General features: G+C 72.0%; 18 protein-coding genes and 2 pseudogenes. 13 read left to right on the top strand and 7 right to left on the bottom strand.

The window, feature by feature from the left end; all coding sequences use genetic code 11:
* The first annotated feature begins 4 nt into the window (after positions 1 to 4).
* Complete coding sequence (locus tag OG878_RS06805; RefSeq protein WP_328885935.1) at positions 5 to 1,633, top strand: transposase; 1,629 nt, start codon at positions 5 to 7, stop codon at positions 1,631 to 1,633.
* Between the two features lie 5 nt (positions 1,634 to 1,638).
* Positions 1,639 to 2,028, top strand: a pseudogene (locus OG878_RS06800) (ThuA domain-containing protein); the annotation flags it as partial.
* Between the two features lie 74 nt (positions 2,029 to 2,102).
* Here OG878_RS06800 and OG878_RS06795 read toward each other — a convergent pair.
* From OG878_RS06795 to xylB, 3 genes are all read right to left on the bottom strand, one after another.
* The gene (locus OG878_RS06795; protein ID WP_328885934.1) at positions 2,103 to 2,948 is read right to left on the bottom strand and encodes a hypothetical protein; all 846 of its coding nucleotides are present in this window, start codon (positions 2,946 to 2,948) and stop codon (positions 2,103 to 2,105) included.
* A complete protein-coding gene (locus OG878_RS06790) occupies positions 2,948 to 4,225 on the bottom strand; it encodes a VWA domain-containing protein (protein ID WP_328885933.1) in 1,278 nt (425 codons plus the stop codon). Before OG878_RS06790 ends, OG878_RS06795 begins: the two co-directional genes overlap by 1 nt.
* 120 nt (positions 4,226 to 4,345) lie before the next feature.
* A complete protein-coding gene (xylB, locus tag OG878_RS06785; protein WP_328885932.1) occupies positions 4,346 to 5,830 on the bottom strand; it encodes a xylulokinase in 1,485 nt (494 codons plus the stop codon).
* Positions 5,831 to 6,103: 273 nt separating this feature from the next.
* Between xylB and xylA the strand changes: the two genes are divergently transcribed.
* The gene (gene xylA / locus OG878_RS06780; protein ID WP_328885931.1) at positions 6,104 to 7,273 is read left to right on the top strand and encodes a xylose isomerase; all 1,170 of its coding nucleotides are present in this window, start codon (positions 6,104 to 6,106) and stop codon (positions 7,271 to 7,273) included.
* Positions 7,274 to 7,379: 106 nt separating this feature from the next.
* Here xylA and OG878_RS06775 read toward each other — a convergent pair whose 3' ends face one another.
* On the bottom strand, positions 7,380 to 8,624 hold the full coding sequence (locus OG878_RS06775; RefSeq protein WP_328885930.1) for an ROK family protein: 1,245 nt from the start codon (positions 8,622 to 8,624) through the stop codon (positions 7,380 to 7,382).
* A gap of 172 nt (positions 8,625 to 8,796) precedes the next feature.
* Between OG878_RS06775 and OG878_RS06770 the strand changes: the two genes are divergently transcribed.
* A complete protein-coding gene (locus OG878_RS06770; protein ID WP_328885929.1) occupies positions 8,797 to 9,636 on the top strand; it encodes a phospholipid scramblase-related protein in 840 nt (279 codons plus the stop codon).
* A gap of 117 nt (positions 9,637 to 9,753) precedes the next feature.
* The gene (locus OG878_RS06765) at positions 9,754 to 10,398 is read left to right on the top strand and encodes a GNAT family N-acetyltransferase (protein WP_328891150.1); all 645 of its coding nucleotides are present in this window, start codon (positions 9,754 to 9,756) and stop codon (positions 10,396 to 10,398) included.
* 127 nt (positions 10,399 to 10,525) lie between these two features.
* Here OG878_RS06765 and pcaB read toward each other — a convergent pair whose 3' ends face one another.
* Together pcaB and OG878_RS06755 are read right to left on the bottom strand one after the other, a co-directional pair.
* Positions 10,526 to 11,875: a 3-carboxy-cis,cis-muconate cycloisomerase gene (pcaB, locus tag OG878_RS06760; RefSeq protein WP_328885928.1), complete on the bottom strand. Its 1,350-nt coding sequence runs from the start codon at positions 11,873 to 11,875 to the stop codon at positions 10,526 to 10,528.
* Between the two features lie 204 nt (positions 11,876 to 12,079).
* Positions 12,080 to 12,844, bottom strand: coding sequence for a VOC family protein (locus OG878_RS06755; protein ID WP_328885927.1), 765 nt, complete (start codon positions 12,842 to 12,844; stop codon positions 12,080 to 12,082).
* A 146-nt stretch (positions 12,845 to 12,990) separates the two neighbouring features.
* Here OG878_RS06755 and OG878_RS06750 point away from each other — a divergent pair, with 146 nt between their 5' ends.
* Positions 12,991 to 14,793, top strand: a complete 1,803-nt coding sequence (locus OG878_RS06750; RefSeq protein ID WP_328885926.1) for an FUSC family protein — start codon at positions 12,991 to 12,993, stop codon at positions 14,791 to 14,793.
* Positions 14,790 to 15,296, top strand: coding sequence for a MarR family winged helix-turn-helix transcriptional regulator (locus OG878_RS06745; RefSeq protein ID WP_328885925.1), 507 nt, complete (start codon positions 14,790 to 14,792; stop codon positions 15,294 to 15,296). The genes OG878_RS06750 and OG878_RS06745 overlap by 4 nt, the downstream gene beginning before the upstream one ends.
* A gap of 25 nt (positions 15,297 to 15,321) precedes the next feature.
* Here OG878_RS06745 and OG878_RS06740 read toward each other — a convergent pair whose 3' ends face one another.
* Positions 15,322 to 16,104: an IclR family transcriptional regulator gene (locus tag OG878_RS06740; RefSeq protein WP_328885924.1), complete on the bottom strand. Its 783-nt coding sequence runs from the start codon at positions 16,102 to 16,104 to the stop codon at positions 15,322 to 15,324.
* Between the two features lie 573 nt (positions 16,105 to 16,677).
* On the opposite strand from OG878_RS06740, the gene OG878_RS06735 reads away from it, so the two are divergent.
* The 6 genes and pseudogenes from OG878_RS06735 to OG878_RS06710 all read left to right on the top strand — a co-directional run bounded on the left by OG878_RS06735 (position 16,678) and on the right by OG878_RS06710 (position 22,859).
* Positions 16,678 to 18,282: a sensor histidine kinase gene (locus OG878_RS06735; RefSeq protein ID WP_328885923.1), complete on the top strand. Its 1,605-nt coding sequence runs from the start codon at positions 16,678 to 16,680 to the stop codon at positions 18,280 to 18,282.
* On the top strand, positions 18,279 to 18,686 hold the full coding sequence (locus OG878_RS06730; RefSeq protein WP_037698641.1) for a roadblock/LC7 domain-containing protein: 408 nt from the start codon (positions 18,279 to 18,281) through the stop codon (positions 18,684 to 18,686). The genes OG878_RS06735 and OG878_RS06730 overlap by 4 nt, the downstream gene beginning before the upstream one ends.
* Positions 18,683 to 19,054 (top strand): DUF742 domain-containing protein, encoded by a 372-nt coding sequence (locus OG878_RS06725; RefSeq protein WP_277330060.1) that lies wholly within the window; start codon positions 18,683 to 18,685, stop codon positions 19,052 to 19,054. Before OG878_RS06730 ends, OG878_RS06725 begins: the two co-directional genes overlap by 4 nt.
* Positions 19,035 to 19,649 carry a GTP-binding protein gene (locus OG878_RS06720; protein ID WP_277330059.1) on the top strand — a complete coding sequence of 205 codons (615 nt, stop codon included), beginning with the start codon at positions 19,035 to 19,037 and terminating at the stop codon, positions 19,647 to 19,649. Before OG878_RS06725 ends, OG878_RS06720 begins: the two co-directional genes overlap by 20 nt.
* A 139-nt stretch (positions 19,650 to 19,788) precedes the next feature.
* Complete coding sequence (locus OG878_RS06715) at positions 19,789 to 21,363, top strand: cytochrome P450 (protein ID WP_328885922.1); 1,575 nt, start codon at positions 19,789 to 19,791, stop codon at positions 21,361 to 21,363.
* 148 nt (positions 21,364 to 21,511) lie between these two features.
* Positions 21,512 to 22,859, top strand: a pseudogene (locus OG878_RS06710) (6-phospho-beta-glucosidase).
* Positions 22,860 to 22,885: the final 26 nt, after the last annotated feature.

Below are 22,885 nucleotides of genomic sequence, written 5' to 3'. Positions count from 1 at the left end.
TGTGGTGGGTGGTGTGCGGGAGTTGGCCGTGTCCTTCGTGGTGCCTGGGCCGTGCGGGGTGGCGGTCCGGGATCGTCTCAAGCACCTGACCGCCCGGGACGAGGGGGTGTTGCGTGCGGTCGGTGCGCATCAGGGTGCGTTGGCGTCCGGTGATCTCAAGGTCCGGTGTGCGGATGGTCTGGGGCACGGTGCGGACAGGTGGGCGGCGCGTAAGCGGGAGCTGACCGGGGTGTCGTCGTCGCGGATCGCGGGTGCGATCACGAAGGCTACGCATGATCAGTGGGCGTTGGCCCGCCGTTGCCAGGCGGTGCACATCCAGAAGCTGGCGGCCGGGATCAAGATGTTGCGGCATCGCCTGTCCCTCCCGCTCGGGGAGAAGGGCACCAAGCGTACGGCGGGTGGTTACCGGTCGAAGGGCGAGTGGTTCCGCAAGTCCCGCCGCCTCGCGGCGCTGGAGGCGCGGCACACGGCGGCTGTTGCCGACTGGCAGGCGGGACGGGTGCGGGTGGTGCGGGGCGGTAGAGGTCTCCTGAACACCCGCCACCATCTCACCGAAGCCCGTCTCACCGAGGAGCAGTGGCGGGAGCGGTGGGAGGCGGAGCGCTGGTTCATCGCTGCCGATGGTGAGTCGGGGAAGCGGTTCGGGAACGAGACGATCCGCGTCACCCCGAACGGCGAGGTGTCGGTGAAACTGCCTGCGCCGCTTGCGCACCTGGCCAATACCCGGCACGGCCGGTATACCCTCACCGCCCGTATCGCGTTCGCGCATCGGGGTGCGGAGTGGGCCGACCGCATCACCGCGAACCGGGCCGTGGCCTACCGCATCCACCTCGATGTGGAGCGCGGACGCTGGTACCTGACCGCCTCCTGGCAGCGCCCCGTCGTGCAGACCATCCCGTTGGAGACCGCCCGGGCCCGGGGCATGATCGGCGTCGACACCAACGCCGACCACTTCGCCGCCTACCGCCTCGATCGGCACGGCAACCCGATCGGTGACCCGCACCGCTTCGGCTACGACCTGTCCGGGACCGCCGATCACCGCGACGCACAGATCCGCCACGCCCTGACCCGGTTGATCAACTGGGCGGTGCGGGTCGGTGTCGCGGCGATCGGGATCGAAGACCTCGATTTCACGGCTGAGAAGACCCGTGAGAAGCACGGCCGCCGCAAGCGATTCCGGCAGCTCATCTCCGGTATCCCGACCGGGAAGCTGAAGGCCCGGCTGGTGTCGATGGCCGCCGAGCACGGCCTGAGCGTGGTCGCGGTCGACCCCGCCTACACCAGCCTGTGGGGTGCCCAGCACTGGCAGAAACCACTGACCACCCCACACCGCATCATGTCCCGTCACGATGCCGCGGGTATCGCGATCGGGAGACGCGCCCTCGGCCACCCGGTCCGGCGTCGGACGGCACCGCCCCCACACGACCGGAGTGATCGTGCGGGGCATCGGACCGCCCAGGCCGAACCGGGCACCCGGGGGCGTGAGGGAACCCGCCCACCCACCACGGACCGGCCCCCTGGAGGGCCGTCGCCGAGCGGGACGCGAAAGCGGGAACCCAGCGCATCCAAAACCGTTCGGGATGCGCCCAGTACGCAACAGTGGGTCCACGACTCACTCATGCGCACTGGCTAGGAACGGTGCATGCCGCGGCGTGCACGGAGTACGGCTGGCCGTTCTACGGCGAACTCGTCGGCACCAGGTTCGACCGCCATCCCGCCCTCCAGCCGGGCACGGTGACCGTCGAGGACCACGACCACCCGGCGACCGCGCATCTGGGCGCCACCTGGGACTTCACCGATGAGTGGTACGACTTCCGCGAGAATCCGCGGGGCACCGTGCGGGTGCTCGCCTGCGCCGACGAGACCTCGTACGAAGGCGGTGGGATGGGGGCCGACCACCCCCTCGTCTGGACGCGTGAGCACGCCGGCGCGCGGGTCTTCTACACCGCTCTCGGGCACAGCAGCGAGGCCTACCGGGATCCCGGATTCCGTGCCCATCTGCTCGGCGGGCTGCGCCACGTCGCCCGGATGCGCCACTGCGCCCCCGCCCCGGCGACGGGGGACGAGGGCGCAGTGGACGGGCCCGGTGGGTGGGAGGGCCGTCAGGCGCCCGGCGGGACCCTGGACGGACGGCCGTTGCCGCGGGTCAGGGAGTAGCCGAACACGGCAGCGAGCGCGCCGAGGACGCCACCGCCGACGGTCCAGATCCAGCGGTCCGTCCACCAGCCGGAGGCCCAGCCGTCGTCCGGCTCGCTGCCGAGCGACACCCGGGTCGTGGCATCGTCGCCCGGGGAGGCGTCGTCCGACGTCTGCTGCACCGAGGACGCCCCGGGCACCAGCGGCTCGCCCAGCGTGCCGTCGACGTCGTGGGCGCCGCCCTTGTCGGCGGCCGTCACCTCCAGCTCGGTCCGCACCGGCTGACCGAGATCGGCCGCCGGGAGATCGACGACGGTGAGGCGTACGTAGTAGCTGCCGGGGAGCGGGTCGTCGGCCCACGGCTCGGACCAGGCACGGACGGTCCGCAGGACGCAGGAGAGCTCGACCGTGGACGAGTCCGCGGCGGCCTTCACGGTCTGGCGGCCGTACATGCAGGCCTGCCGGCGCCGCAGCCCGTCGTACACATCGACCTGCCAGGTCGACGCACCGTGCCGGGCGGCGTCCTCGGGCAGGGTGACCGTCGCCTTCACGGTGGCCCGCTGGCCGGCGTCGGCCGGGAACACCCAGTACAGGTAGTCACCTGTGGACGCCCCGGCGGTGGCACGCTGGTTCTGCTGGATCGCCGTCGCGGTGCGGAACGTGGTGCCCGCCTCGGTGGGACCCGAACTGCCGTCGGACGCGCTCGGGCTCGGGCTCGCCGACGGATCGTCGGCCGTGGCCGCCCCCGCCGACGTCAGCAGCGCGAGCCCGGTCAGCAGCGCACCCGCGAGCACTCGTCTTGTACGCACCATCAGTTGGTCCTCCATACAGCGATGCGCCAGCGCGAGATCCAGCCGAAGAGCAGACCCGCGACCAGTCCGGTGAGGACCAGTACGCCGAGCAGCCACCAGCCACGGCCGAGACCGAACGCGGCGGCATCGGCGGCGTCGTCCGGCGCGTCCACCACGTCGACGGTCAGCTCGACCGGCATGCCCGGCGAGGTCTTGACGGAGGCGGGGGCCGAGAAGGAGTTGCTCAGCTGGAGGCAGACGGTCTCGGCGGCCGGCTGGTCCTCGCCGTCCGTGGCGTCCTGCTCGGGTTTGGGGTAGCGCAGGCCGGACGAGATGGCGTCGGTGCGACCGGTGCCGGACTCCGAGCCTCGGACGATTTCGCGGCCGTGCACGGTCACCGCGCGCAGCAGTACGCCGTAGTCGTTGTTGACGGCGCGGTCCGCCGACACGCTCACCGAGGCGCGCAGCTCCTGGCCCGGCAGTACGTCCACCCGGTACCAGCGGTGTTCGCCGAACTTCTGGCGGTCCGTGTAGAGACCCGCCTTGAGCTGCGGTGCGGCGGAGCAGCTGTCCGCGCCCTCGGTCGCCACCGGGGTGACGACGGGCTCGGCCGCCCGGTCCACCAACTGGGTCACGCGGCCGGAGAGTTCATCGGTGTGCTGGACGGCCGTGTACGTGCCGCCGGTCGCCTCGGCGATACAGGTCAGCTGCTCGCGAATCTTCGCGTTCGGCACCAGGCCCAGCGTGTCGATGACGAGGTGGATGCCACGGGCCGCGATGTCGCGTGCCACCTCGCAGGGGTCGAGCGGCCCGCAGGTGTCCTCGCCGTCACTGATCAGCACGATGCGGCGGGTGGAGTCGCCACCTTCGAGGTCGTCGGCCGCGCCCAGCAGGGCGGGGCCGATCGGCGTCCAGCCGGTCGGGGCCAGGGTCGCGACCGCGGTCTTCGCCTCGGTGCGGTCGAGCGGGCCGACCGGGTAGAGCTGCTTGGTGTCCTTGCAGCCGACCTTCCGGTCGTCGCCCGGGTAGTCGGCGCCGAGGGTGCGGATGCCGAGCTGCACCTGCTCGGGCACTGCGTCCAGGACCTCGTTGAACGCCTGCTTCGCCGCGCTCATCCGGGACTGGCCGTCGATGTCGCGGGTCCGCATGGAGCCGCTGACGTCGAGCACCAGCTCGACCTTGGGGGAGGCCTTGGTGGGGGATTCATCGGCGGCGGCGGGGAGGGCCGTGCCGAGCCCGGCGGCCAGGGTGGCAAGCAGGATGCCCACCCCGACCGTCAGCCTTCTTCTTATGATCATCGCCGGATACTAGTGAAGATCACATGGCATCCCCAAACCGGCAGCCGGGCCTGCCCGGTGATCCAGGACCGCAACGCGGGCGGAGGAGGACCGATCCGGCGAACGCGCGCCCTCCCCGGGCTACTTGCCCCCGCCGAGCAGCGGCTCCGCGGCCCGCTCCAGCACCGAGACGACCCGCTCCCAGGTCTCCATGTCCCTGTCGACGGCGGGCAGCCGGGTGTCGTCGCCGGTGTTCCAGGCGGTCGCGATCGCGACCGGGTCCTCGCCGGTGGCCGCCGCCATGGCGAGCGCGGCCGCGCCCAGCGCCACCAGTTCGCCGCTGCCGGGCACGATCACGGGCCGCCCGGAGAGCCGGCGAACCGTCTCCACCCAGACGTGCCCCTGTGCACCGCCGCCGATCAGACGCAGCGGCCGGGCGGAGACCTCGGGGTCGGCCGGGTCGAGTCCGCAGGCCCGCAGCAGTTCGTCGAGGGCGCGCAGCACGGTGACGACCGCGCCTTCGTAGGCGGCGCCGAGGATCTGCTGCGGGGTGGTGTCGTGGCGGAGCCCGGTGAGCAGGCCCGAGGCCGTGGGCAGATCGGGGGTGCGCTCGCCGTCGAGGTAGGGGAGCAGTACGGTCTGGCCGCCGGGCGCCGCGTCGTTGCGGTCCAGGCCGAGCAGGGCGGCGACCTTGTCCACGGCGAGCGTGCAGTTGAGCGTGCAGGCCAGCGGGAGGTACGTACCGTCCGCCGCGGCGAAACCGGAGAGCGCCGCCGACGCGGGCCGGGCCTGCGAGGAGGCGAAGACGGTGCCCGAGGTGCCCAGGCTGAGCACGGGGTGGTCCAGCAGTCCGGCGCCGCCGAGACCGAGGCCGACCGCCGCGCTCATGTTGTCCCCGGTGCCCGCCGCCACGGCGATGCCGGCCGGCAGGCCCAGCGCCTGCGCCGCTTCCTCGGTCAGTGAACCGGCCGGGGCCGCACCGGTCGTGGCCACCTCGGGCAGCAACGCGGCGTCCAGGCCCAGCAGTTCGAGGAGCTCGGAGTCGTACGTACCGGTGGCGGTGGAGTACCAGCAGGTGCCCGAGGCGTCGCCGGGGTCGGTGACGGCCGTGCCGGTCAGCCGCTCGGTGAGGAAGTCGTGGGGGAGGCGGATCGCCGCGGTCGCGGCGGCCGTCTCCGGCTCGTTCTCCCGCAGCCACTGCCACTTCGATGCGGTCATGGCGGCCACCGGAACCGATCCGGTGCGTGCGGTCCACGCGTCGGGCCCTCCCAGCGCCTCGGTCAGCGCGGCGGCCTGCGGAGCGGAGCGGGTGTCGTTCCACAGCAGGGCGGGGCGCAGCGGGCGGCCGGCCCGGTCGAGCACGACCAGGCCGTGCTGCTGACCGGCCACCGCGATGCCGGTGACGGCCGAGGCCGGCACGCCGGCCTCCTTCAGGCCGGCGGCGACGGCGGTGCCGAGCGCCTGCCACCACACCTCGGGGTCGCTCTCGCGGGCTCCGCCCTCACCCGTGACGACGTGCGGGGCACGTCCGACGGCGAGCAGCCGGCCGGTGGCGGCGTCGACGAAGGCCGCCTTGGTGGACTGGGTGGAGCTGTCCACGCCGATGACGACGGTGCGCGGCGCCATGGGTCACCTCATTCTCGCGGTGCGGGTGTGCGGGGTGTGCGGATGCACTGGTGTGCTGGTGGGCACGGGTGTGATCGATTTGATCGTGCTGAAAACAAATTACGCGATCGCATCGGTTCGGGCCAGGGGCGCCCCCCGATTACCGGATGTGGGGCGTGACGAAGGGTTACGCCGCCCGGGGAGTCCGTGCATCATTAATCATGACACTGAACAAATAGGGGTTCATGACACCTCGACCGTCGCGGGCCCCGCTGCACCGAAGGTGGTCAGACGATGACGGAACGCTTCACGCCCACCCCGGGAGACCGGTTCACTTTCGGTCTGTGGACGGTGGGCTGGCAGGGCCGCGACCCGTTCGGTGACGCGACCCGTGCGCCGCTCGACCCGGTCGAGAGCGTGCAGCGTCTCGCGGAGCTGGGTGCGTACGGCGTGACCTTCCACGACGACGACCTGATCCCGTTCGGCTCCTCGGACACCGAGCGTGAAGGCCTCGTGAAGCGGTTCCGGCAGGCGCTGGATGCGACCGGCCTGGTCGTGCCCATGGCGACGACGAACCTGTTCACGCACCCCGTGTTCAAGGACGGCGCGTTCACCGCCAACGACCGCGACGTGCGTCGGTACGCGCTGCGCAAGGTCATCCGCAACATCGACCTCGCCGTCGAGCTCGGCGCCACCACCTATGTGGCGTGGGGCGGCCGGGAAGGGGCCGAGTCGGGCGCCGCGAAGGACGTGCGGGTGGCGCTGGACCGGATGAAGGAGGCTTTCGACCTCCTCGGTGAGTACGTCGTCGAGCAGGGTTACGACCTCCGCTTCGCGATCGAGCCGAAGCCGAACGAGCCCCGCGGCGACATCCTTCTGCCGACCGTCGGTCACGCCCTCGCGTTCATCGAGCGCCTGGAGCGCCCGGAGCTGTACGGCGTGAACCCCGAGGTCGGCCACGAGCAGATGGCCGGGCTGAACTTCCCGCACGGCATCGCGCAGGCGCTGTGGGCGGGCAAGCTCTTCCACATCGACCTCAACGGCCAGTCCGGCATCAAGTACGACCAGGACCTCCGGTTCGGCGCCGGCGACCTGCGCCAGGCGTTCTGGCTCGTCGACCTGCTGGAGAGTGCAGGGTACGAAGGCCCGCGCCACTTCGACTTCAAGCCGCCGCGGACCGAGGGCTACGACGGTGTGTGGGCCTCGGCCGCGGGATGCATGCGCAACTACCTGATCCTCAAGGAGCGCGCCGCCGCGTTCCGCGCCGACCCGGCCGTGCAGGAGGCGCTGCGTGCGTCCCGCCTCGACGAGCTCGCCCGGCCCACCGCCGAGGACGGCGTGGCGGGGCTGCTGGCCGACCGGTCGGCGTACGAGGAGTTCGATGTGACAGCGGCGGCGGAGCGCAGCATGGCGTTCGAGGCGCTGGACCAGCTGGCCCTGGACCATCTGCTCGGGGTCCGCTGACGCCGGGGGGCGGGACGGGGCCGGCGGACGGGCGACGGTGACCCGCCCGCGGCCCCGCTCCCAGGTCCAGCCCCCTGCACCCTCGGTCCGGCCCGACCCTCGGGGTTCAGCCGGCCGCCCGTGGCGCGTACGCCACCGGGTCGGCCAGCACGTCCTGCATCACCAGCGCCGCCGCGCCCCGCGCCGCATCGCCCGCGACCGACGAGGCGCGCAGCCGCCCGCTGCCCGGCGACCAGAGCCCGGACACCACCCTGTCCGTAAGCTCCTCGTCGGCGGGTACCGACAGCCACGGCATCAGACCCCGGTAGATCCCGCCGAGCACCACCGCGTCCGGGTCGAGCAGATTCACCGCCCCGGACAGCACCCGCCCCAGCATCCGGCCGGCCTCGGCCACCGCGGCCACCGCCCGCTCGTCGCCGGCCCGTGTGCGCCGGTCCAGCTCGGCCACCCCGAGGCCGCGGCCGGTCTCCTCGATCCCGGCCGCCCGCAGGAGCGCCGCCTGGCCCGCGTACTGCTCCAGACAGCCGTGTGAACCGCACCGGCACTCCGGCCCGTCCGGGTCCACGACCACATGCCCGATCTCGCCGGCGAACCCGTGCGCGCCGCGCAGCAGTTCGCCGTTGATGACCAGGGCGCCGCCGACGCCGATCTCGCCGGTGAGGTACAGAAAGCTGCGGACCTCGTCGAGTCCGCCGAACCAGAGTTCGGCCAGTGCCGCCAGATTGGCCTCGTTCTCCGAACTCACGGGCAGTTGCGCACGGCCGGGGCGCAGCGCGGCGAGCGAGGCTGCAAAGAGCTCCTCGGCCGGCACCTGGTTCCAGCCCAGGTTGGGCGCCTGGCGCACGGCGCCGCCGGACACCAGACCGGGCAGTGCGAGCGCCACCCCCACCGGGAACAACTCCTGCTCGGCCGCCGAGTCCAGGGTCCGCGCGGCGATCCCGGCGGCCCGCGCCAGCACCTCGGCAGGCGGTGCGCCCCGGTTGTCGAGATGTTCGGTGAGCCGGACCCGTCCGGTGCCCGCCAGATCGACGACGCACACCGACACATAGTCGATGTTGACCTCCACGCCGAGCCCGGCTGGGCCGGTGCGCGCCACCTTGAGCGCCGTGCCGGGACGCCCGGCCTGGCCGCTGAACGTCTTGCCGGACTCGGTCAGGAACCCGCTCTCGAGCAACTGCTCGACCAGCGAGGACACGGCGGCCCGGGTCAGCCCCACGCGCGCGGCCACCCCGGCCCTGGTCGCCTCGCGGTCGCCCTCGTCACGGACGGCCCGCAGCACCAGGCTGAGGTTGCTCCGTCGCACGGTGTCCTTGTCGGCCTTGGGCCCCAGCGTCGGGAGATTGCTCTTCATATCGTTGCTGAGCCTATGCGATGCCGTACGCCAGTACGGTCCGCGGCCGACGCCGGCCCGGGTGGCTGCAGCCCCGCCCGTACCGCATCGTCGTGCTTTCGACGCGTATGCGGAGGCTGTGGATGTGCCGGACGGGGGTTCCGTGGTCGGACCGGCGGGATACTGTGCCCCGGTGACAACGCACTCGAACGTATCTGCGGGCTGGTATCCGGATCCGCACGGCGCGCCCCAGTTGCTGCGCTACTGGGACGGCTCCCAGTGGACCGAGCACACCAACCCGGCCGGCGGCGGGCAGCCCCAGGCGCCCGCCCAGGGGCAGGTGCCCCAGCAGCGGGTGGCCCCTCAGTATCAGCAGCAGGCCGCTCCTCAGCAGCAGATGGCGCAGCCTCAGCAGGGTGGCGTTCCCGGGGGCGCCTCGCTCTTCAACCAGCAGGTGCTGGTGGTGAACCAGAAGGCCAAGCTGATCGAGGTGACGAACGAGTACAGCGTCTTCGATCAGCACGGGAACACCATCGGCTCGGTCATCCAGGTCGGCCAGAGCGCGCTGCGCAAGGTGCTGCGGTTCGTCTCCAGCATCGACCAGTACCTCACCCACAAGCTCGAGATCCGTGACGCGTACGGCCAGCCGCAGCTGCTCCTGACCCGCCCGGCGAAGTTCATCAAGTCCCGGGTCATCGTGCAGCGTCCGGACGGCAGCCCGGTCGGCGAGATCGTGCAGCAGAACGCCATTGGCAAGATCAATTTCGCCATCATGGTCGACGGCCAGAAGGCGGGGGCCATCAAGGCGGAGAACTGGCGCGCCTGGAACTTCGCGATCGTCGACCACAACGACGCCGAGATCGCCCGGATCACCAAGACCTGGGAAGGCCTCGCGAAGACACTGTTCACGACGGCGGACAACTATGTGCTGCAGATCCACTACCAGTTGCCCGAGCCGCTGCTCAGCCTCGTCGTGGCGACGGCACTGACCGTGGACACGGCTCTCAAGCAGGACGCCCGCGGCCTCGGCTGACCCGGGAAACCCTTCCGGCCGCGCCCCCGTACCCATGTGTACGGGGGCGCGGCCCGTTCCGGTGGCGGGGCCACGGCTGCACGGCCGGGCGGTGCCACCGGTGGGACGATGACCGGCATGCCCTACCTGGTGCCGCCCCACATCCCGTCCGGCCGCCTCGCGGACGGCGCACAACCCGCTCTGACGGCCGATGGCGGTCTGCGCCTGAGACCGTGGGAGTACACGGACGCACCTGCCGTGTTCGCCGCCTTCTCGGACCCGGTGATCCAGCGCTGGCACCTGCGACGGGCCGACTCCGAGGACGAGGCCCTCGACTGGATCGAGCAGTGGCAGGAAGCCTGGCACGCCGAGACCGGTATCCACTGGGCGGTCGTCCGCCCGAAGGGCGGCGCGTCCGACGGCGCCGAGGAACTGCTCGGCCGGATCTCGCTCCGCTCGCTGATGCTCGGCACCGGCCAGGCGGAATGTGCGTACTGGACGCTGCGCGGCGCCCGCGGGCAGGGCGTCGCACCCCGGTCCATGACCGCCGTGGCGCGCTGGGCCTTCGACGAGATCGGTTTCGAGCGCCTCGAACTCGTCCACTCGGTCATGAACGAGGCGTCCTGCCGCGTCGCGGCCAAGTCGGGGTTTTCGCTGGAGGGCACCCGGCGGCGGGGCCATCTGCACGCCGACGGCTGGCACGACATGCACATCCACGCCCGGGTCAGGGACGACGAGGCGAGCCGGGTTCCTGGGGAGGGTGCCGGTCCTGCCGCGCCCTGACCGGCGGTTCGGGGCGTCGCGGACGTGTCCTCGTACGGCTCGCGGCCGGTTCACCGCCGCGGGCCGTGGGCGACCGCGACGGCCGGGCCCGGTGCGCGGTGGTGCAGCAGGCGGTCGGGCCCGACCGTCATCGGCGGTCCAGCGCGCGGCCGGTGAGGAGGCTCGCGGACCCGGTGTAACGTGCCGGATCGGTCAGTTCGGCCAGATCCAGCCCGGCCAGCTCGGGCTCCTCGTGGAGGACGTCGACGAGCACATCGGACAGGTCCGTCGTCTCGGAGCGGGCCCGGGCCGCCGCGCCCACCAGGACCTCCCTGGCGCGCGCCCGGCCGATCCGGTCGGCGAACACGGCGACCAGCCGCTCCGAGACGATCAGGGCATCGGTGAGGTGCAGGTTCTCCAGCATGGCGTACGGGACGACCCGGAGCCCCGCCGCCAGGGCGGCGCCGTCGCGAGCGGCGCCGCCGACGAGCCGCAGCAGATCGCGCAGCGGTTCCCACTCGGCGTGCCACGCCCCGGCGGGCCGCTCGTCCTCGGCGGCCAGCGAGCCGTACAGCGGGGCCGCCAGACCGGGCGCACGCCGGGCGGCCGCCGCGATCAGCGTGGCGCGTACCGGAATCGCCTTGTGCGGCATGGAGGACGAGCCACCCTCCTCCTCGACCTCGCCGATCTCGGTGCGGGACAGCGTGAGCACGTCGGCGGCCATCTTGCCGAGGGCGCCCGCGGTGAAGGCGAGCGCACCGGCGAGATCGGCGACCGGGGTACGCAGGGTGTGCCAGGGCAACAGGGGTTCCGCGAGGCCGAGTTCGCGGGCGTACGCGGCCATCAGAGCAGGCCCGTCGACGGGGGCGTCGGCGGTGGCGGGGGCGAAGGCGGAGAAGGCCGCCAAGGTGCCCGCAGCGCCGCCCAGTTGGGCGGGCAGCGAGCCCCGTACTGTAGTCAGCCGGTCCCGCGCGTCGAGGATCAGTGCACGCCACCCCGCGGCCTTCAGCCCGAAGGTGGTCGGCACGGCGTGCTGAGTGAGCATGCGGCCCGCCATCGGGGTGTCGCGGTGTGCGGCCGCGTGCCGTGCCACCTCGCCCGCCGTCCGTTCCAGATCGTCGAGCACCTCCGCCAGCGTCCGCGAGGCGACCAGCATCATGGCCGTGTCGAGGATGTCCTGGCTCGTCGCGCCCCGGTGCACATACGGCCGGGCGTCCTCCGGCACCGCCGCCGCGAGGTCCGCGATCAGAGGGGTGACCGGGTTGCCGTCGGCGCGGGCCCGCAGCGCCAGATCCCGTACGTCGAAGCGGGCGGCGTCGGCCGCCTCCGTCACCGCCGGCCCGGCCCCGGCGGGGGCGAGTCCGCAGGCGGACTGGGCGCGGGTCAGTGCGGCCTCGGCGTCGAGCATCGCCCGGAGAAAGGCGCTGTCTCCGGTGCTCGCCTCGGCAGGGGTGCCGGCCCGCCCGGGGGCGAGAAGGCCGGCATCGCTCTCGTACATCAGCTGAACTCCAGAAGGCCGTGTCGCCGGCGCCCTGCAGCGGATGCCGAACCGGTGGGTGCCCCGGTCCCCGGGCGTCGCGATCAGTCTGCCCGGCGCTCCGCGTCCAGCGACTCCACCGCGGTCCTCCCGCGTGTCACCTCTGGTCCCCGTCGGCGCCGGGACATGCCTGGACCCCCTCGCCCCTGTTCGCGCCGGGAACGGTCAGCCCTCCTCGCCCGCCCGGTAGATACCGAACACAGCTCCCTGCGGATCACGGACCACCGCGATCTGCCGGCCGCCCGGGAGGGTCGTCGGAGGCATGATCATTTCACCGCCCGCGCTCTGCGCGGTGGCCGCGGTCGCGTCGGCGTCCGCCACCGCGAAATAGGGCAGCCAGTTCGGCGGCGCCTCGGGCGGGAGCATCTCGTCGCTCGCCAGCAGGCCGCCGAAGTCGGCGCCGTCGACACCCCACTGGGGGTACGTCTTCGACGCGGTGACGGTCCAGCCGAAGACCGCCGGGTAGAAGGCGAGCGCCGGATCGGCCTCCCGGGCGACGAGCTCGACCCAGCCGAGCGAGCCCGGCTCGTTCAGCAGGTCGGTACCTGCGAAGGCCCGGCCCTGCCACAGCGAGAACACCGCGCCGGACGGGTCGGCGACCACGGCGAACCTCCCCGCGTCGAAGACGTCCATCGGACCGACCAGCTGAGAGCCGCCCGCCGCCGTCACCTTCTCGACGGCGGCGTCCGCGTCCTCGGTGGCGAACGAGACGGTCCAGGCGGGATGCTGTCCCGGCTGGTAGACGGGGCTGAGCGCGGCGACCCGCGCATCGCCGACGTGCGCCATCGTGTAGCCGCCGGCCTCCTCGCGCGGATCGGTCTCGGACCGCCAGCCGAAGAGCGCCGCGTAGAAGGTCTTGGCCGCAGGGATGTCGGGCGTGCTGAGCTCGACCCAGCAGGGACCCCCGGAGACCGGTTCGGTGAGCTTCATCGCGCTTCCTCTGTTCCTTGTGTCGGTCGACGGCTGTGCGCGGGTCGATCTGTACTCGCACGTTATGACCGGCCGCGGGGCCGGACCAAGCGCGGCGCGGTCCGGGGAAAGTGTTTTACGGGTGTAATACCTGTTAAGATGTTGGAGTGAGCGATACAACCATCCGAACCCGGCAGCCCTCCGTCCGCAGACTCCCGCTGGTCGGCCCCTTGCGCCTGACCCGTCCCTCGGACACGTGGTTCAAGCCGGCGCTGAGCGTGGTCGTCGCCTCCGCCGTACCGAACCTGCTGCTGTACGGCCTCGACCGGCTCGACCTCGTCATGTACACCATGGCCGGATCGCTCTGTGCGCTGTACGGCCACAGCCTCCCGTACGCCCGCCGTGCCCGTGCCGTCGCCGCAGTCGTCGTCGGCATGCTCGTCGGCATGGCGATATCCCTGGTCACGGCCTCGCTCACCGACTCGACCGCCGTGCTGATCGCCGTCGGCGCCCTCCTCGCCGCCGGGCAGAAGGCGCTCTGCGACGCCACCCGCATCGGACCGCCCGGACCGGTGATCTTCACCTTCGTCACCTCGGCCGCCCTCTTCGCCCCCCAGCACCTCGGGCAGGTTCCCGCGCACCTGGCGCTGACCCTGGCCGCGGGCGCGGTCTCCTGGCTGGTCACCGCCGGCCCCGCGCTGATCCGGCGGGAAGGTCCGGAGCGGCGCGCGACCGCCCGCGCCCTCAGCGCCGCCGCCGCGTACGCGGACGATCCCGGACACCGCACCCGGCGCGCCGCGGTCGCCGCCATTCACGCGGCCTGGCAGGCACTGCTCGCCGCCGGGCGCCCCACGCCGGTACGCCGGGAGCTGGAACGCCTTCTCGTCCACGCCGAGGCCACGCTCGCCCGGGGCGCCCTGGGCGCTCACTCCGGCGGCCACGCGCTTACCACGGACCGCGACGGTGCGCTCGCCGCAGCAGGTGACCACGACGGCGCGGCCGGCCGCACCGGCGACCGGACCCACCCCGAAGCCCGCGTGGCCCACCCCGACCGGCTCCGCGCCTGGGCCCGGCAGACCCGGGCCCGCGGTCCCGTCCCCACCCCGCCGCCCGCCCCCGGCGCCGTCGAGGAGATCTTCGGGGCCGACGCCAGGCCGGCCGCCCGCCGGACCGGAAGCCGCCGCGACGCCCGCCGGGCGCTGCTGCGCGCCCTCGCCCCCGGCTCCCCGCTGCTCCCCATCGCCGCCCGCGCCCTCATCGGCTGCGCGCTCGCCGGCTACGTCTCCATGGCCTTCGGCGTCGGCCGCCCCTACTGGGCGATCGTCACCGCCGCCTCCCTCTACCAGCCCAATGTCACGCTCTCCTGGAACCGGACCCTGCAGCGCACCCTCGGCAATCTCCTCGGTGTGCTCGTCTTCGCCGCCGTCCTGCCCGTCTCCCGGACGAGCCCGCTGGCACTCATCGGCTGCTGCCTCTTCTTCAACTTCGCCGCCGAGGCCCTGATCACCCGCAACTACTGGCTCGGCTCCATCGCCGTGACCCCGATGGCCCTGCTCGTGATCGAGTTCGGCGGCACCCACCCGGCCGGCGAACTGATCGGCGACCGGGTCCTGGACACCGTCATCGGCGCCGCCGTCGGACTGCTGGCCGCCATGGCCGTCACCAACCGCCGGGCCACCGGACGCCTGGAACGGGCCCTCGCCGCCACCGATCGGGCCCGCGCCCACGCCGTACAGACCCTCGCCGCCGCGGCGCCCGCGCCCGCCGCCCTTGATGCAGCCCGTCGCAGGCTGACGGGATCGCTCGTCGAACTGCACGAGGCGGGCGACACGGCAGCGGGTGAATGGTGGCAGCGCGCCCTGCCCGAGGAGCAGCTTCTCGCGGCCGAGCAGGCCGGACACCGTACGCTCGCCGCGACAGCAACACGGCAGGGGCTGATCGCCCCCGCCCCGGAGAACGGAGCGGTGTGACCGACGACATCGTCGCCACGGTGGTACGCCAGTGGCAGGCAGTCAACCCGGAACTGGACACCGGACCGATGGAACTCATCGGCCGCATCAACCGCTGCGCCGCTCTGCTCCAGCAGGCGGAGGACGCCCCGCTGCGTGCCGCCGGACTGACCCGCGCCGAGTTCGACCTGCTGGGCGCCGTACGGCGGACCGACCGCGAACTCACCCCCGGCGAACTGGCCCGTGAGACGTTCTCGTCCGGAGCCGCCGTCACCAAACGCCTCCGGGTCCTGCAGGAGCGCGGCCTGGTCGACCGCCGCAGCGACGCCCGGGACCGCCGCGTCGCCCACGTCCGTCTCACCGACGAGGGCCGCAGCCTGGTCGATCAGCTCCTGCCCCGGCAACTGGCGTACGAACGCTCCGTGCTGTCCGGTCTCGACGACCGGACCCGCGGCGAACTGAGCTCACAGCTCAGCGAGTTGCTGGTGCAGCTGGAGGGGCGCATCGGCGGGGGCCGGCGCTGACCCGCGCCGACGCGCACCGACCGGGTCACGCACGGGGCCCGTCGGGCGGCTGCCGGGCGGACACCAGCTGTGCCGCGGACCGGTGCAGCTCGTCGGCGCGCCGGGCGAGCGCCGTTTCGTCGCCGCGGTCGGCAGGTGCCGACGCCGTGAGGGCGAGACGGTCGCGCCGGCAGGAGCCGGCCAGCGGTACGGCGACGGTGTTCACGCCCCGCACCGACTCGCCCAGGCTCACCGCATGGCCGCGCTCACGGATGCCCTCCAGCTCCGCGAGCAGGGCGGCACGCGATGTGTGGGTGCGCGGGGTGACCTCGGGCAGCTGTTCCTGCGGGTAGAGGGAGCAGAGCTGTTCCGTCGTCATCCCGGAGAGCAGCATCTTGCCGCCCGCGGTGGCGTGTGCGGGGTGCGTACGACCGGTCGCCAGCATCACCCGCACCGGATGCGACGACTCCCGCCCGTCGGTGACGATGATCTGATCGCCGATCAGGGTCACGCTCTGCACCGTCTCGCCGGTGCGTCGGGCCGCGTCGTCCAGTACGGGCCCGAGCCGTTCGCGGAAGGCCGTGCCGAATCCGGCTGGGTGGCCGAGCCGAACCAGTTCCGGGCCGGCCGCGTAGCCGTGCCCGGAGGAGTCCCGGACCACGAAGCCCCGCCCCTCCAGGGTGCTGAGCACACGGTGGGCGGTGGACCGTCCGACGGAGAGCAGCGCGGCGGCCTCCGAGACGGTGAGCGAGTCATGGGTGCGGAACAGCTGCATCAGCCGTAGTCCGGTGTCCAGTGATTCGATGGTGTAGCCACTCGTCGATCCCATGGTGTGCTCGTCTCTCCCTCGATCGACGGTTCTTCTGCCGGTGCGTCCCGTTGACGGCTCGCCCGATCGGCTGCGACGGCTCTGTCGGCCTGTGACGACGGTTGCGCCCTGTGAGGCTCAGGACGCTGCAGATCGCCGCGCCGATCCCGCCCGCCACGCGCGTCACTGTGGTGACTTTTTCGCCCGCCCTTCCCGCGGTCATGAATCTGCTCCTTTCGATCCACTTCGGTCATACGTGCCCTCGTCCCGTAGGGCGGGACGGTGTGACGTGCATCTGATCCATTCCTCTCGAAAACTCAGCAGGTGTCCCGCGGTGAGGTACGTGAGAAGCCGGGCCAGCCGTCTTCCTTCCGCTCGTCACTCCTCGCGCACGGCCGGAGGCGGTGCGTGCAAAAACTCGTGAGTGTATTACCGCCCGAGCGCTTGCGCAGAGGGTTGGGTGAATATGCCGAACCAGTGTTTCGATCTGGCTAAGCTCACGCGCAGTGAAGTCGAGTTGATACGAATTCGAGCGCTTGTTCTCGCGCGCCTTGGATGCGCGTACACCTCCGAATCAACCGCCAGAGGTCTTAGATGGTTCGAGTTGAATCACCGCCGATCGACCGAGAAGTCCCCCTTGCTCGCGCCGCGTTGCTCCCTGTGCTGGTGATGGCCGGAGCGACCGCCGCCGCCGCGGCACTGGTCTCCGAGCCCGCGCGGATACCAGTCGTCTGGTGCGGTGCGGTCTCCACCGTCGTGGTCGCCCTGCTGATGGTCGCGCTCGCCCGCCGCTCCCGCGCGTTGCGTCGGCAGCGCGCCGAATACGAACGCCGCGTCGCCGTTCTGGAACACCGCCTCGCCACCCATGACGAAGAGGCCGTCCGGATCAACAAGGAGCTGCTGCCGGCCGCGATCCACCGGCTCCGGGTGGGCAACTCGCCCGACGAGGTGCTGCGCGACGTCGTCGACGGCGACGAGCAGTACCGCGACCTCCCCGACGCCCAACGTGCCCTCGTCCGCTCCGTGCTGGACATCATCGACAACGAGGAGGCCGCGCGCGACTCCGCACAGCGCGCCTTCGTCAACGTGGCCCGGCGTGTCCAGGCGATCGTCCACCGCCAGGCCAGCGAACTGCGGGAGATGGAGGAGCACCACGGGCGCAACCCCGACGTCTTCGACGACCTGCTCCGCATCGACCACGGCACCGCACTGATCGGCCGCCTCGCCGACTCCATCGCCGTACTCGGCGGCGCCCGGCCCAGCCGCCAATGGCCCAAGCCCGTACCGCTGTTCAGCGTGCTGCGTGGCGCCATGTCCCGAATTCTCGAGTACCCGCGCGTCGATCTGCACTCGATCGCCAAGGTCGCCATCATCGGTACCGCGGTCGAGCCGCTCATCCACGCCTGCGCCGAGCTCCTCGACAACGCCACCCGCTATTCGCCGCCGCAGACCCGCGTGCACGTCACCGCGGTCGAGGTGCAGACCGGCATCGCGATCGAGATCGAGGACGGCGGAGTCAGCCTCAGCGAGGAGGCCCGTGCGCGGGCCGAGAACATGCTCGCCCGGGCCCAGGCCGGATCCAGCATGAACGACCTCGGCGAGTCCCCGCGCCTCGGCATGGCCGTCGTCGGCCGGCTCTCCCGGATGTACGACCTCCAGGTCTCACTGCGGCAGTCCGCGTACGGCGGGGTCCGCGCCGTGCTCATCGTGCCCCGCGCCATGATCACCACCGGTCCCGCCCCCGGTATCGCCCACGGCATCGGCGCCACGTCCAGGCCCACCAGCGACATCGACCTCGCCAATCTGAAGCACGTCGTGCCGCCGCGCAGCAAGCGCCGCGCGCCGCTCCCGGTGGACGCCCGCCCCGCCACCGGCCCGGTCGCCTCCGACTCCCGGCCGGCCGGCCCCCAGTCCGCCGCGGAGGACGACGTCCCCGTGGTGACCGAGTGGACGGCGGGCGGCCTCCCGCAGCGGCGCAGCCGTGGCCGCGCCCCGTTGGGATCGCACAACCTCCCCGCGCAGCCCTCCGCCCCCACCGCAGCACAGCGCAACGGTCACAGCAACGGCAGCGCCGACAGCAAGGAACCGCCGCCCGGGCTCTGGCTGGAGGCATTCACCAACGCCGTCAACGGCGTGCCGCAGGAGCCGAAGACCGGCGAAGACTCTGACGACGCGCGGGACAAGGGAGATCTGAAGTGATCCAGCAGCGGGGCAACATGGACTGGATGCTCAAGGAACTGGCCGATGACGTTCCGGACATCCATCAGATCGTGGTCCTCTCCGCGGACGGCCTGCGCATCGCCCGGCACGGCGGCGATCCCGACGTCGCCGACCGGCTGGCGGCCGCCTGCGCAGGACTGCAGAGCCTGGCCGCCGCCGTGGCCTCCGAAATCCCTTACAGCGACGGACTGATGCGGCTCGTCGTCATCGAAGTGACCGGCGGCTTCTTCTACCTGATGGCCGCCGGGACCGGTGCCTATCTCGCCGTACTCGCCGGAGAGACGGTGGACGCGGGACTCGTCGGAGCACGGATGCGCGACATGGTCGTCCGGATCGGCGCCCATCTCACGAGCCCGCCCCGCCACGACGGGCAGGCCGGATGAGTTCTCCCCGACGAGAACGCCGATCGGCCGATCCGGCACTGAGCGATCCGGAACGGCTGTACGTGATCACCGGCGATCCCGACGGAAGTGAGCGGGCGCCGCTCGACCTGGTCACGATGGTCGTAGCGAAGGAACAGCCGACCCCGACGGTCCAGCCCGAACAGGCCGTGATCCTGCGGCTCTGTCAGGCGCCCTTATCCGTCGCCGAGATCTCGGCCTACCTCAGCCTGCCGTTCAGCGTGGTGACCTCGCTCCTCACCGATCTCCTCACGACCGAACTGATCGAATCGCGCGCACCCATTGTCCGCGCCACTCTCCCGGACAGGTCTCTTCTCGAAGCGGTGATGCATGGACTTCAGAAACTCTGACACGATCACCGGTCCCAGGACCGAGGACATCCTTCCGACCACGGCCACGGCGGCCGTGAAGGTGGTGATCGTCGGTGGATTCGGGGTCGGTAAGACGACCATGGTCGGTTCCGTCAGCGAGATCCGGCCCCTCACCACCGAAGAGACCATGACCCAGGCCGGCGTCGGCGTGGACGACAACGTCGGAGTGGAGAGCAAGACCGCCACCACCGTCGCCATGGACTTCGGCCGGATCAGCATCAGCGAGGAGCTGATTCTCTACCTGTTCGGCACCCCGGGGCAGGAACGCTTCTGGTTCCTGTGGAACGGCCTCTTCGAGGGCGCCCTCGGCGCCGTCGTCCTCATCGACACCCGGCGCCTCGAGGTCAGCTTCGACGTGATCGGACGGCTCGAGGAGCGCGGAGTGCCGTTCGTCGTCGCCGTCAACACTTTCCCGGACGCACCGAAGCACCCCGTCGAGGCCCTGCGCAGTGCACTGGACCTGCCGGACGAGGTCCCGATGATCGACTGCGACGCGAGACTGCGCGCGTCCAGCCGCGATGTGCTGATGACCCTGATGCGCTACCTGCACAGCCTGGCCGTCCCGCTCGGCTGACCGCAACCGCGCCCCCGCCCGGCGCATCTGCTCCACCTCACCGGACACCCGCACGGCACCTGCTGAAGATCCGCTGAAAACCCGCCCGGTCCTTCGCCCGTCCTCATCCGACCTTGGCAGCCTTATCCCTGGAGCGATCGTGACATCCCCTTTCGACTACGAGCCCGGAGCGGCCACGGGGCCGGTTCCACCCCCCGAGTGCCCGGCCCATGGACTCGGTATCGGACCCGGCGGGCTGCGCCGGTACTACGGCCCCGAGGCCGAACGGGACCCCGCAGGGCTGTACGACAAGCTGCGCGCCGAACACGGCACTGTGGCACCGGTCCTGTTGCACGGAGACGTACCCGCCTGGCTGGTGCTCGGGCACAGCGAGAACCTGCACATGACCCGCACCCCCTCGCAGTTCTCCCGCGACTCCCGGCGCTGGCGGGCCCTTCAGGACGGCAGTGTCGCCCCGGACCACCCGCTGGCGCCGATCTTCACCTGGCAGCCGGTGTGCGTGTTCGCCGACGGCGCCGACCACGAGCGGCTGCGCGGTGCGGTCACCGACAGCATGGCGCGCATCGACCACCGCGGCGTCCGCCGCCACATCAACCGCTACAGCAACCGGCTGGTCAACGAGTTCTGCCAGGAGGGCCGCGTCGACCTGGTCAGCCGGTTCGCCGAGCGGCTGCCGATGATGGTGATGTGCGCGATCCTCGGCATGCCCGAGGAGTACAACGACCGGATGGTGCAGGCCGCCCGTGACATGACCCGGGGCACGGCGACCGCCGTCGCGAGCAACGCCTATGTGCTCGCCGCGCTGAACCGGCTGGTCGCCCGGCGCCGCAAGGAGCCCGACACCGACTTCGCCACCTGGCTCGTCGAGCATCCCGCGGGCCTGACCGACACGGAGGTCGCCGAACATCTGCGGCTGATCCTCATCGCGGCGTACGAGGCGACCGCCAACCTGATCGCCAACGTGCTGCGGATGGTGCTCACCGACCCGCGGTTCCGGGCCCGGCTCAGCGGCGGCCATATGACGGTGCCGGAGGCGGTCGAGCAGACGCTGTGGGACGAGCCGCCGTTCACCGCGGTGTTCGGCCGCTGGGCGGTCGGCGACACGGAGCTCGGCGGCCAGCGGATCAAGGCGGGCGACGCGCTGATCGTCGGTATCGCACCCGCCAACACGGACCCGGTGGTACGGCCGGACCTCACCGCCAACATGGAAGGCAACCGTGCCCACCTGGCGTTCAGTGGCGGCCCGCACGAATGCCCCGGCCAGGACATCGGGCGAGCGATCGCGGATGTCGGTGTCGACGCCCTGTTGATGCGCCTGCCCGACCTCGAACTGGCCGTCGAGGAGAGCGAGCTGGAGTGGGTCGGGAACATCATGTCCCGGCATCTGGTCCGGCTGCCCGCGGAGTTCGCCGTCCGCGAGCCGCAGGACGACGACGAGCCCCCGACGCCGGCGCGGCGCAACGCGGCGCGCGACGACTGGGAGGTGCAGTCGCCGGTCCGGCACACGCCGCCGGCGCCCTCGCAGGCTCCGGCCGGTGCGCAGGCCGCAACCGGCGCGGCGGGTGCGGTGCATGGGACAGGGGCGCGGACCGGGACTGCGCCCGACGGCACGTACACCGGGGAGCCGGCCGCCGGACGGATCCCGCAGCAGCGCAGGCCTGCCGCCCCGGCGAGGCTGTGGCGTGCGGTGACGCGCTGGTGGAACGGCTACTGACCCGGCTGTTCGCACCACACCCCGGCACAGCCGTCGCCACGGGCCGGTGGCGCCGGACCTCGGAGTCCGTCGCCACCGGCCCGCGCGTTGCCGCCGTGCCGGTGGCGGGCACGGGACGAAGCAGCGGAGCCCCGTACCATGCGGAAGCGTGAAGCTGACAATTCTGGGCGGCGGCGGATTCCGGGTTCCTCTCGTGTACGGGGCACTGCTCGCCGACCGCGCCGAGGGCCGCGTCACCGCCGTCACCCTCTACGACACGGACGCCGACCGGCTCACCGCCGTCGCCCGCGTCCTCGCCGATCAGGCCGAGGGGGTGCCGGACGCACCCACCGTCCTCGCCACCACCGAGCTCGACGAGGCACTGCGCGGCGCCGACTTCATCTTCTCCGCCATCCGCGTCGGCGGCCTCGAAGGCCGTGCCGCCGACGAACGGGTGGCCCTCGACGAAGGCGTGCTCGGCCAGGAGACGGTCGGCGCGGGCGGCATCGCGTACGGGCTGCGCACCGTCCCCGTCGCCGTCGTCCTCGCCCGGCGCATCGCCGCCGTCGCCCCTGACGCCTGGGTCATCAACTTCACCAACCCGGCAGGTCTGGTCACCGAGGCCATGTCACGCCACCTCGGCGACCGGGTCATCGGCATCTGCGACTCACCGGTGGGTCTCGGCCGCCGTATCGCCCGGGTCCTGGGCGCCGACCCCGGCCGGGCCTGGATCGACTACGCCGGTCTCAACCACCTGGGCTGGGTGCGCGGTCTGTACATCGACGGCCGCGACGAACTGCCGCGCCTGCTCGCCGACCCGGAGCTGCTGGGCTCGTTCGAGGAGGGGAAGCTCTTCGGCACAGAGTTGTTGCGTTCACTCGGCGCGATCCCCAACGAGTACCTCCACTACTACTACTTCAACCGGGAAGCCGTCCGCGCCTACCAGGACGCCGACCAGACCCGCGGCGCCTTCCTCCGCGACCAGCAGGAGGGCTTCTACGCCCGGATGCAGGACCCTGCCACCCCCGCCCTGCCGGCCTGGGACCGCACCCGCGCCGAACGCGAGGCCACCTACATGTCCGAGGAACAGGGACGTCGCCGGAGCCGGAGAACGTGAGGAGAGCGATCTGGAGTCCGGCGGGTACGAACAGGTCGCCCTTGCCCTCATGCGGGCCGTCGCCCGCAACGAACGGACCTCCCTCATCCTCAACGTCCGCAACCGCACCACGCTGTCCGTGCTCGACGCGGACGCCGTCGTCGAAGTCCCGTGCCTCGTCGACGCGAACGGCGCCCATCCCGTAGCCGTCGACCCCCTGCCGTATCACGCCGTCGGCCTGGTCACCGCCGTGAAGGCCGTCGAACGCGCCGTCCTGGACGCGGCGGCAACCGGCTCACGCGCCACCGCCGTACAGGCCTTCGCCCTGCACCCGCTGGTCGACTCGGTCGCGGTCGCCCGTCGGCTCGTCGACGGGTATACGAAGGCCCACCCCGGACTCGCCTATCTGAACCGGGCCTGACCGGGGCACGGTTGCTCACCCAGGAG

The organism is Streptomyces sp. NBC_00316 (assembly GCF_036158715.1).
In the GTDB taxonomy this organism is placed as follows: domain Bacteria; phylum Actinomycetota; class Actinomycetes; order Streptomycetales; family Streptomycetaceae; genus Streptomyces.
Note: the sequence above shows the minus strand (reverse complement) of the source record. Positions and strands in the feature narration are given on the sequence as shown.